The sequence below is a fragment of the Sphingobacterium sp. R2 genome, assembly GCF_040760075.1.
Lineage (GTDB): Bacteria > Bacteroidota > Bacteroidia > Sphingobacteriales > Sphingobacteriaceae > Sphingobacterium.
Genome location: NZ_CP142884.1, coordinates 3274301 through 3285550 on the forward strand (window position 1 = coordinate 3274301; position 11250 = coordinate 3285550).

An 11250-nucleotide genomic window follows, 5' to 3' on the forward strand; every position below is an offset into this window, starting at 1 on the left:
ATGTCACGTCACAATGTAGTAGCTATCGTCTTGGGCGGGGGAAGGGGCTCACGTCTGTATCCATTGACCGATCAGCGGTCTAAACCAGCAGTTCCCATTGCAGGGAAATATCGTTTGGTGGACATTCCCATCTCGAATTGTCTTAATTCGGGTTTCAATAAGATTTTTGTATTGACCCAGTTCAATTCTTCATCGCTCAACTCGCATATTAAGAACACCTATAACTTTAGTATTTTTAGTAAGGGGTTTGTCGATATTTTGGCTGCAGAGCAGACCAATGATGGTGACAAATGGTTTGAAGGGACAGCCGATGCGGTACGTCGCTCATTCCGCAAGTTGGCGAGCATTGATTATGATTATATATTGATCTTATCCGGCGATCAGTTGTACCAAATGGATTTTGATGCCCTGGTAGACTTCCACGTTGAAAATGAGGGTGATCTGACGATTGCAACTATTCCTGTAAATGGAAAAGACGCGACGGGATTTGGCATCCTGAAATCAGATGAAAAAAATTACATTACGTCTTTTATCGAAAAGCCGAAGACGGAGCAATTGGTGGATTGGAATTCCGAAGTTAGTGATCATTTAAAGCGTGAAGGGAGAGAGTACCTGGCGTCCATGGGGATCTATGTTTTTTCAAAGAGCGTGCTCAAGCGTATGCTCGAGGAAAATGAAGGGATGGATTTTGGTAAAGAAATTATTCCGGATGCGATCGAGACACACAGGGTGCTCAGTTACCAATTTGAGGGCTATTGGACTGATATTGGAACAATAGGGTCTTTCTATGAAGCGAATATTGGTCTGACCGATAATATCCCAGCCTTTAATTTATTTGACAAAAATACGGTTTTCACACGTCCGAGAATGTTGCCACCGTCAAAAATATCGGGAACAACATTAATCAATTCGGTTATTTCAGACGGATGTATTATTCAGGCTGATAAGATTGACCGCTCGGTTGTTGGAGTTCGTTCGCGTATCGGGACAGGATCTGTGGTGCGAGGCACCTATATGATGGGATCGGATTATTATGAGGATCTTGTTGATATGGAGGAGGCCAAGCGGAAAAATGTTCCCGTAGTAGGTGTCGGTGAGCGGTGTTATATCGAAAATGCGATTCTGGATAAAAACTGCCGTATTGGAAATGATGTGCGTATTAATGGCGGCCCGCATCTTTTAAATGCTAACCACGCAACTTATACCATTTGTGATGGGATCGTGGTCGTTAAAAAGAATGCGGTTATTCCAAATGGTACGACGATAGGATTGATGTCCAGCTAAATTTTAGTGTACAAGGGAGGTAATTTAGTCGTATCACTTTATGTTATATTTATAGCTGTCTCTTAAAAGCAATCGCCCGGACACAATTTGCCTCGTGAAGAAAATTTGTGGCGTGGTACTGTCTTTGCTATGGATCATATATTATCATAAAATAGTATGCAATTTAGACAGATTATCTCCCTTTTTTTTGTGTTGTTTACCCTGGTCAACTGCGATACGTCTTTGATGGTGCAGGGGACTGGCGTATTGCGCGATGCAGCGCGTAAATTTGAGCTTCGGAATAGCAACAGGACGGTGATTTATATTCCAATGCGGCATTTGGGCACACGGGTATACTATGATCATATCCAAAATACCGTCGATTCTCTTCAAAAATCAGGATATGTCGTTTTTTACGAAAGTATAGCCTATCAGGTAGATAGCGCTGCGCAACGCGATCTTTATGACCGTAAGTTCAGAAAGTTGACAGGCAATCGGCTTGGATTGCAGCAATGCATTGAAACATCTGGAGATACGTCAAGAGTACTCCGGGCGCCCATGTACCGTAAACTCGGGCAGCGAATTATTAGTCAGCCCGATTATTCGTTTTTCCGCGTAGATTATAAGACAGCCGTGAATGCCGATATTCCAAAAAATAAATTACTTGACGAGTTTGAATACTTGTATGGTACCATCAATCTGGATGCATGTGATTTTAAAACGCCACTGAATGAGCCTTATTCCTGTAAGTCCATGAAGGCAGCATTAAAAAACAAATTTGATAAAGAATTTATCATGAAAAAAAGGGAAGAGAATCTAGCGTCTTTAGTGGCTGATGCTCCACAACAGAAGATTTTAATCCTATTTGGAACATCGCATTTTAAAGGCTTTTTGCGTAATTTGCAAGCTCGGGATCCCAAATGGATACAGGTCAAATAATATGTTAGAAAAACTGTTTATCGTATTGCTTATACCGGTGACGATTTATGTCGTATATTATCTGCTAAATCGTACAGCCAAAAATAGCAAAGCCATCACACGTGTATTAAGTGACGAAGGTAAGGAAATTCTCGAGAGGGAAGTTGCCTACTACCGCAAATTGTCCACTGCTGACCGAGCGGAATTTGAATCGCGCTGTCTAGATTTTTTGGATACGGTCAAAGTGGAAGGTGTGGGGGTAGAGATTGAGCTGAAAGATTATATGATGATTGCTGCAAGTGCGATTATACCTATATTTTCCTTTAAAAAATGGACCTATCCAAACATAACGAATATTATGGTTTATCCTTCGCAGTTCAATACAGCTTATGAATTTGAAGGACATGCGGATCGCCATATTATGGGTATGGTCGGAGAAGGCGCCATGAACGGACAGATGATTTTGTCCAAGTCGGCTTTGGAATATGGATTTAGAAATCCAAATGACGGAGAGAATACCGCCATTCATGAATTTGTTCATCTCCTCGATAAAACCGATGGCACAGTAGATGGCATTCCGACGCAATTAATGGATAAAGCTTCGGTAATACCTTTTATGAACTTAATACGAAAAGAAATTGACAATATAAAAGCCAATAAATCCGATATTGATGTGTATGGAATGACGAATCCGGCAGAGTTTTTTGCTGTTGCATCGGAATATTTCTTTGAGAATCCAGACAAATTTAAACAACATCATCCGGAACTTTATAAGGCGCTTTCTGAAATTTTTGAACAAAGCTAATTATTGATAATTGAAATTTTTTCTGTTCTACAATTATCCTGGTTTGCATCTTCCATTGTCGTAATAATCAGGGGATGGCCCAGCAGGAGATACCTTAGCGAAACGCTATGCAGACTGGAATAACGATCTCAATGACGCAAAGAATTTTGCGAATGAACTGTCCCAATAAATCAGACTAAGCAGCAAATAGCCAATATGGTTTTGCCCATTGAAATTGAAAAACCATTACCCCTATAATATTGTTGTTAACATGTAGCGACTGGCTAAACAGCACAAATCGCTTGATTACATTCTAAAATTATATTATGCGTATGAAAAATGTAGCACATCAGATTGTTGACCTTTTAAAAAATGCGGGAATAAAGCGTATTTATGCCGTAACAGGCGATAGTTTAAATTTTTTTAACGAAGCGGTCCACGCCGATGGAACGATGCAATGGATACATGTAAGACATGAGGAAGCTGGAGCATTTGCCGCAACAGCAGAAGCAGATTTACATGGGATTGCCTGTTGCGCGGGTAGTAGTGGACCTGGGCATGTGCATCTGATCAATGGTGTGTATGAAGCCCACAAAACGCGTGTACCGATGCTTGTGATTGCGTCAACCTGTGCTACATACGAGTTTGGAACAGATTATTTTCAAGAAACCAATCCGATCAAATTGTTTGATGATTGTTCTTGCTACAATCAAATGATCACCCGACCTGAGCAGGTGCAACGCATGGTTCAGAATGCACTTCAACAAGCTATATCAAAACGTGATGTTGCTGTTATCGGACTCCCTGGGGACGTCTCTGAAATGGAGGCGGTCGATATGAATACATCGTCGAAAGTATTTTTTACTGAGCCTCAGGTGAGACCTTCGGACATGGAAATCGGTCGTTTGGCACAGTATATCAATCAGGCCGAAAAAGTGACTTTATTTTGTGGTGTCGGTGCAAAAAAAGCGCAAAAGCAGATTGTTGAATTATCCCAAAAAATCCACGCGCCAGTGGGCTATTCTTTTAAATCAAAGTTGGATATTCAGCGCGATAACCCCAATGAAATTGGTATGACCGGACTGCTAGGTATGGCTTCGGCTTTTCAAAGTATGCATCAATCCGATCTTATTCTACTTCTTGGAACCGACTTTCCTTATAAGGATTTTATACCTACGAATAAAACCATTATTCAGATTGACATTGAAGGTGAAAAGCTAGGACGGCGATCTATAGTAGATTATGGGTTGGTGGGAGATATCGAGCATACGTTAAGAGCTGTATTGCCCTTTATAGAGGCCCGGGCCGACACGGAATTTTTAGATAAGCAGTTGGAGTCTTACTCGAAGGTGAAAGAAGATTTAATGACTTACGTAGACGATCGGGGTAGTGAATGCGCTATTCAACCTGAATTTGTTGCCCATGCAATTGATCAGAAGGCCAGTGATGATGCTGTATTTTTGCTGGATACAGGAATGTGCTGTGTTTGGGGAGCGCGTTATATTAACCAGCGCAGGGACCGTATTATGTTGGGCTCCTTCAATCATGGTTCTATGGCAAATGCTATGCCGATGGCTATTGGAGCAGCATTAACACATCCCGAACGCCAAATAATTGCATTTTGTGGTGATGGAGGATTGTCTATGTTACTGGGGGATCTCGCAACAATAAAGCAATATAACTTACCCATTAAAATTGTTGTTTTCAACAATCGCTCACTGGGCATGGTCAAGTTGGAAATGCAGGTGGCGGGTTTGAAAGATCAGGAAACCAATATGGTGAACCCTGACTTTGCGCTGATTGCGCAGGCAATGGGGATTCGCGCATTTACGGTAACCCAGCCGGAAGATGTGGATAGGGTACTCAATGAAGCACTCAACATCACCGATGAACCCGTTCTGCTGGATATTTATACCAATCCAAATGCGCTTGCCATGCCGCCGAAGATATCATTTAGCCAAATGAAAGGCATGACAGAAAGTATGGCTAAGTTGATGTTATCGGGTAATTTTGAAGAAGTATGGGATACCATTAAGTCGAATTATAAGCATTTAAAATCGCTTTAGTTATTGCTGACAAACTGGTCAAGAAACACACAATGCCCTTGAAAATTAACTTTGAGGGCATTGTGTGTTAAAGTAGATTTGGAAGAAATAATATCTTAATATTGACGTTGAACAAACCATAGGCTTTTGAGTAACTCTTCCTTACAGCGTCTGAGTTTTTCAATTTTCGATTCTGGAGAAATTCCAACTTGCTCATTAACAATAATAGCTAAGTCTGTTTCAATCGACAATTTTGTGAGTGAATTACATCCACTATCAAATTTCTTAAAGCTTACATCTTTCATACTAATATTGGTTAAGAATTCCTGAATTTTATCACGTACAATTTACTAATAAAAATTAGCTTTACAATAAGCCTTCGATAATTTTATTGTTACTAAATTGTTTATTTTTAATGCCTTATCGGTAATATTGATAGCAATTTATTTAATATATAAACAATGTTTACATTTTTTTGTTTTGTGAATTTTAAAATTCTAAATGTTAGTTATTTAAAACAAAATTTATTTTGAATTGCTTTTTATAGTGTAATAAAAAATACAATATGAGAATAATAAATTTTGGATTTATACTATTGCTGTGTAGCACTGCTTGTCGCCAGGAAAAGAAAAACCAGGAGTCTTCAACGAAGCGGGATACGACTGTGTATAATGCTCGACCAATGGAGGGTTCAATACCTTCTACCGGAAACAGTACTTATCAATACCTTAAAAATGGCGATACAATTTCATTGTTAATCGTTATCGATGGAGAAAAAGTACATGGTGATTTAAGTTATGCCTGGAAGGAAAAAGACCGAAACACGGGACATATTGAGGGGGAGTTAAAAGGCGATCTGTTACTGGCTGATTATACCTTTTTGTCTGAGGGACAGGAATCTGTCCGACAAGTAGCGTTTAAACTCTCCAAGGAGTATGCCCTAGAGGGTTATGGTGCAATGGAGGAAAAAGCTGGAAAAATGTCTTTTGTTGATATAAACAAGTTAGCATTTGATGAAAAATTCCCACTAAGAAACGTATCTGGGGATAAATGAGATTAGCTTTGGGATAAATATTAGCAGGCCGACTAGTAATGCTGTGATGCTGCTTATCATTACAGCGGCTGCGGCTACATCTTTAATCTTTTTTATGGTTGGGTTTTCCTCGTTACAGGTAAAGTCGGCTATATTTTCCATAGCGGTATTGAATAGCTCACAGACAAACACGAAGCCAATGGAAAATAGCACGGCAATCCATTCGTTTACAGCGATGTTAAGTATAATGGAGAAAATTAGGACGATAACAGCCGCTACGCTATGCACCCTAAAATTGTGTTCCTCCTGCCAAGCTGTTTTTAGTCCGTTGAAGGCATAGCGAAAACTCTTTAATCTTGCACTAAATGAAAAGCTGTCTTTTGCCATTGTAGTTATTTCTATTTTGATATAAAGATAATGGTTTATAAGGGTCGAGTATGCAAGATTTTTAGTGTTTTTTTATGCCAATCTAATCCTGTTATACTATTCATTTTATTTCGTGTTTTAAATCTAAGTCTACTTTATACATCTTTTCTTTCGAATGCCTTCTAATTTTCATTAAATTGCTGTATGATCTATAATTTTGACAAAACAATTGTTCGCAGGGGTACAGATTCAGTCAAATGGAATCAGCAGAACTATGAAGATTTGATTCCGCTTTGGGTGGCTGATATGGATTTTCCTGCAGCACAGCCTATCGTAGATGCACTTTCAGAACGGGTCCGGCATGCAATCTATGGTTATGCTTTCGTTCCTTTTGCCTTTTACAGCGCGATTATAAAGTGGTCTTTTCAACGACATAAATTCGCGCTTCAGCAGGAATGGCTGCTCCCTGTTATTGGTGTTGTACCGGCACTTTCGGCTTTGGTTAAAGCATTTACCACTCCTGGTGACAAGATTCTGGTTCAGGAACCTGTCTATCATTGTTTTTTTTCTTCTATTGAACGTAATGGGGCGGAGGTTGTATCCAATGACTTAAAGTATCATGATGGGCAGTATAGCATCGACTTTGAGGATTTTGAATTGAAGGCAAGCGACCCGAGCGTTAAGGTATTTCTCTTATGCAGCCCCCATAATCCGGCAGGACGGGTTTGGACTCGAGCGGAATTAGAACGTTTAGGAGATATCTGCTTGCGGCATCATGTTTTAGTTATTTCAGACGAAATTCATTGTGATTTGGTATTTGATGGCTATACGCATATTCCATTTGGAAGCATCAGCGCTTCCTTCTTGGCAAATTCAATTACCTGCATTGCGCCGAGCAAAAGCTTTAACTTGGCAGGCTTACAGGTTGCCACGGTCGTTGCAGCAGATCCTGAGCTCAAGAAGAAGGTACAGCTGGCTTTTCTTGCAAATGAGATTAGTAGCGTAAGCCCCTTCGCCATAACAGGTTTGATAGCCGCATACGAAGCGGGTGGGGAATGGTTGGATCAGGCGTTAGATTATATTCACGCCAATTATTTGCATTTAAAAGAGTTTATGACTGAGCATCTTTCGGCTTTGCATATACTTCCTTTGGAAGGAACCTATCTTGTATGGGTAGATTGCAGTGCTCTAGGCGTTTCAAGTGGAAAATTGGTACAGTTATTATTGGAAGAAGTGCACGTTCAGGTCAATGTTGGAACAATGTACGGAAAGGAAAGCGACAACTTTATTCGGCTAAATATTGCCTGCTCAAGGGATGTTTTAAATAACGGTTTACTGCGTTTAAAAAAAGTTTTTTTACCATTACTGCAAGCAGCGGAGTAGCTGATAGTCATCCCGATGTGAAAGTTAATTATTTACGCAGATGTTGATGTCATGGTGTCGGGACCAACAAAAAATCCGCTACATCATACGATGAAGCGGATTTTTTGATACTTGTTTCAGTGCATATTAAATACCCATTTCTTTCAGAATGAACTGGGCATTATCAATTTTATCGGCAACCCAAAGGACATACCGTATGTCTACGCCGATAGATCTACTATAGCTTTCGTTCCAGGCGAAATCATTGATTGTTGCGTCATAGGCACGATCAAAATTTACGCCGATCAATTCGCCCTTGGCATTCATAATTGGAGATCCTGAATTTCCTCCGGTCGTATCCATATCATATAAAATATTCACAGGGACAGAGCCGAGATCTTTTTGCAGGTAAGGTCCAAAATTTTTGTTGAGATAAGCTGTTTTGATTTCTTGTGGATAGTCAAACTCAGGCAAGCCGAGGTTTCCTTTTTGAATGATTCCTTCGATTGTTGTGAACGGCTTCATATAGGTTGCGTCAGCAGGAGAATAACCTTTGATGTGACCATAAGTCAAGCGTAAGGTAGAGTTTGCATCCGGAATAAAGTTTTTGGCCTGAAAAATTTCCTTAACAGCGACATAATCGCCCATTAATTTGTTGAGCACCCCTTCGCGTCTTTTTTGCTCAGCCGCATACTCGACGATATCGTTGTTTAGCTTATTCTGGAAACCCAATAATTCGTCGTTAAATTTTTGCAGCGCGTCGGCATTGGCCAAGACGGTATTGAGTATATATTGTTGATCGCCAAGTTTGCTATTCTGAATGATTTCATTAGCAAACTGTTGCGCTTTTTCCTTGTTAAATTGCAATCTCTGAATCGAGGCGAGTTGGTTTTTGCCTTTGAAGGCAACGGCATCTTCCAACATTTTAGCGAAAATCTGCTTATCGGCTTGTTTATTATAACTTTCGTAGGTTTCTTTGAGAGCCGTTTTTAATTTTTCGCTATTTAGATCGAACAATTGTTTGGCCGATTGAGGTGATCTCTCGTTGGCTAAGAAGGCTTTCAGCATATTGATATCGCGAGCGACTTTCAATAGGCTCGTGCTGTTGTAAATGTTGTTGATCCAAAGCTCCTTTAGCGCATCTTGATCACTCAATTGGTAATACGCGTCAATTTCAGCAAGAAGATTTCCATATTTATCTTTAAGTTCGGGCTTACTTAAAATAAATGCGCCCAATGCTTCGTCTTCCTGTTTTTTTGTCGAAAGCAGGTCGATACCTTTTAGACCCTTGAGTTTGCCACGATAGTTCTTTAATACATTGGCATTGCGTTTTATACGAGTGGCCAAGGATAATGCAATATCAGTATTGTCTTTTCCAGCTTCTTCCATTTGTCTATTTTGGAAGTCGTATAGATTGGATACGTAAGGTAAAAGATATTCTTGTTGATATCGGATATATTGCGCTGGGCGGTGGCGGAATGTTTTTCCGGGATAGCCGAGTATAAAGGTAAAATCATTTTCCCGTACGCCATTTGGATTGACCTTAAGGTGTTTTTTTGGCTGGTAAGGAACGTTATCTTTTGAATAAGGAGCAGATTTTCCGTTTTTATCTACGTATGCCCTTAGAAAAGAATAATCTCCCGTGTGGCGAGGCCATACCCAGTTGTCTGTTTCTCCACCAAATTCACCGATATTTTGACGGGGAATATAAACTAGACGAACATCCTCGATCGTTTTATAGCGAAACAACACATAACTTTTTCCGATAAACATTTCTGACACTTCGGCTTTAATGGTTGGATCCTCTTTTTCAGCTTGTTTAACTAGTTCCTGCTGCTTACGTTTGATGGTATTGATGCGCTCTACAGGATCGCTGATATTGGCCACAGCATTTAATACTTTGGCTGAAACGTCTTCGTAAGAATCGGTGATTCTGATTTTTAATCCTTTAGCTTCAATCTCTTGTTCTTGGTTTTGCGCGACAAAACCATTTTTCAGGTAATTGTTTATTGCTGTACTTGCAAGCTGAACAGCCGAAAAGGCACAGTGGTGATTGGTTATGATCAGTCCACGATTGGAAACAAATGATCCTGTACATCCGCTGACTTGAACAAGAGCATCTACCAGACCGACCCGGCCAGGATTGTAAATATCTTTCTCACTGATCTTTAGTCCAGCTTTCTTCAACCCAGCCCTATTTAATTCACTTAGTGGAAACATTCCCTCGTCCAGATTCGCCTTGGTATAGGAGCTATTCGCCACGGTTAAGAATAACGCTAGCGCAATTGTCGTATGATTTATAAACTTCATAGGATTTTAACTATCAACTGTTGTAAATCTTCAAATTTAAGAAAAGCATTTTGATGAAATCAATTTTTTATGTGAACAAATGTAACAATAGTGGATATATAGGGCTTTTTTGGCAAGGTATTTATTATATAATATACAGGAGAAATACTTATGTTGACTTTAATTATAAAGGATTTGACTATGGTTTACGACAGGATTCGTAGTTTTGTGCTTTAAAGATAGTAAGATGACCTTAATCCAATTGGAATATATTGTAGCTGTTGATACCTACCGAAGTTTTGTGGCAGCTGCCGAAAAATGTTATGTGACGCAGCCAACATTAAGTATGCAAATTCAAAAACTCGAAGAGTCCTTAGGAGCGAAAATCTTTGATCGCAGTCGCCAGCCTGTTATTCCAACAGAAATTGGCGAGAAAATTATTCTTCAGGCCCGACTCGTTTTAACAGAAAGCCGCAAGATCAATGAAATTGTTCAAGATAAAAAAGGAGAAATTGAGGGCACCTTAAAGGTCGGTGTCATTCCAACAATTGCCCCTTATTTACTTCCGAATGTGTTGGCCACATTTATGGAGAAGTATCCGAAATTACAATTGCAGATATGGGAATATACGACAGAACGAATTGTTCATGAATTGAAAGTCGGACTTTTGGATTGTGGATTGTTGTCAACGCCGTTAAATGACCCTGGAATATTGGAATCGCCTTTGTTTTATGAAAATTTTGTTGCTTATATTTCAACCAATAGTTCGCTATTTTCAAAGAAAATACTTAGTGGTGATGATATCGCTGACGATAAGCTTTGGTTACTTAATGAGGGCCACTGCATGCGCGGTCAAGTGCTTAATATTTGTCACCACAAGCACAATCAAGATCTTACAGGAAGATTTGAGTACAATACGGGTAGTGTAGAGACGTTAAAGCGCATGGTGGATGTCAACGATGGAATCACGATATTGCCGGAATTATCGATTTGGGATTATTCTGATGATCAATTGGATCGAATCCGTTATTTCAAATCGCCAGAACCGGTACGTGAAATATCCTTGGTAACGACCCAAAATTATGTTAAGAGACATGCAATCCAGGCCTTAGAAAAAGAAATACTCGCTGTAGTGCCTGATAAATTTAAAACAAAAAAGAAGAAGGAAGTGTTGAGCTTTCAATAAGTTG

General features: G+C 39.7%; 10 protein-coding genes. 7 read left to right on the forward strand and 3 right to left on the reverse strand.

Going from position 1 to position 11250, the window contains the following annotated elements; genetic code table 11:
* From VXM68_RS13485 to VXM68_RS13500, 4 genes are all read left to right on the forward strand, one after another.
* A complete protein-coding gene (locus VXM68_RS13485) occupies positions 1–1284 on the forward strand; it encodes a glucose-1-phosphate adenylyltransferase (protein ID WP_367208985.1) in 1284 nt (427 codons plus the stop codon).
* A gap of 156 nt (positions 1285–1440) precedes the next feature.
* Complete coding sequence (locus VXM68_RS13490) at positions 1441–2202, forward strand: hypothetical protein (RefSeq protein ID WP_367208986.1); 762 nt, start codon at positions 1441–1443, stop codon at positions 2200–2202.
* Position 2203: 1 nt separating this feature from the next.
* The gene (locus VXM68_RS13495) at positions 2204–2986 is read left to right on the forward strand and encodes a zinc-dependent peptidase (protein WP_367208987.1); all 783 of its coding nucleotides are present in this window, start codon (positions 2204–2206) and stop codon (positions 2984–2986) included.
* A gap of 311 nt (positions 2987–3297) precedes the next feature.
* Positions 3298–5031 carry a thiamine pyrophosphate-dependent enzyme gene (locus tag VXM68_RS13500; RefSeq protein WP_367208988.1) on the forward strand — a complete coding sequence of 578 codons (1734 nt, stop codon included), beginning with the start codon at positions 3298–3300 and terminating at the stop codon, positions 5029–5031.
* A gap of 95 nt (positions 5032–5126) precedes the next feature.
* On the opposite strand, the gene VXM68_RS13505 is transcribed toward VXM68_RS13500, so the two are convergent.
* A complete protein-coding gene (locus VXM68_RS13505) occupies positions 5127–5315 on the reverse strand; it encodes a hypothetical protein (protein ID WP_209575606.1) in 189 nt (62 codons plus the stop codon).
* 260 nt (positions 5316–5575) lie between these two features.
* On the opposite strand from VXM68_RS13505, the gene VXM68_RS13510 reads away from it, so the two are divergent.
* The gene (locus VXM68_RS13510) at positions 5576–6064 is read left to right on the forward strand and encodes a hypothetical protein (RefSeq protein ID WP_367208989.1); all 489 of its coding nucleotides are present in this window, start codon (positions 5576–5578) and stop codon (positions 6062–6064) included.
* Here the strand turns inward: VXM68_RS13510 and VXM68_RS13515 are convergent.
* Positions 6038–6430, reverse strand: coding sequence for a diacylglycerol kinase family protein (locus tag VXM68_RS13515; RefSeq protein WP_367208990.1), 393 nt, complete (start codon positions 6428–6430; stop codon positions 6038–6040). The two genes, VXM68_RS13510 and VXM68_RS13515, sit on opposite strands and share 27 nt — an antisense overlap.
* Positions 6431–6613: 183 nt before the next feature.
* On the opposite strand from VXM68_RS13515, the gene VXM68_RS13520 reads away from it, so the two are divergent.
* Entirely contained in the window at positions 6614–7792 is a 1179-nt protein-coding gene (locus VXM68_RS13520) for a MalY/PatB family protein (protein ID WP_367208991.1), read from the forward strand.
* Between the two features lie 126 nt (positions 7793–7918).
* On the opposite strand, the gene VXM68_RS13525 is transcribed toward VXM68_RS13520, so the two are convergent.
* Positions 7919–10081, reverse strand: coding sequence for a S46 family peptidase (locus VXM68_RS13525; protein ID WP_367208992.1), 2163 nt, complete (start codon positions 10079–10081; stop codon positions 7919–7921).
* Positions 10082–10307: 226 nt separating this feature from the next.
* On the opposite strand from VXM68_RS13525, the gene VXM68_RS13530 reads away from it, so the two are divergent.
* Positions 10308–11246, forward strand: coding sequence for a hydrogen peroxide-inducible genes activator (locus VXM68_RS13530; protein ID WP_293955183.1), 939 nt, complete (start codon positions 10308–10310; stop codon positions 11244–11246).
* Positions 11247–11250 lie beyond the last annotated feature (4 nt).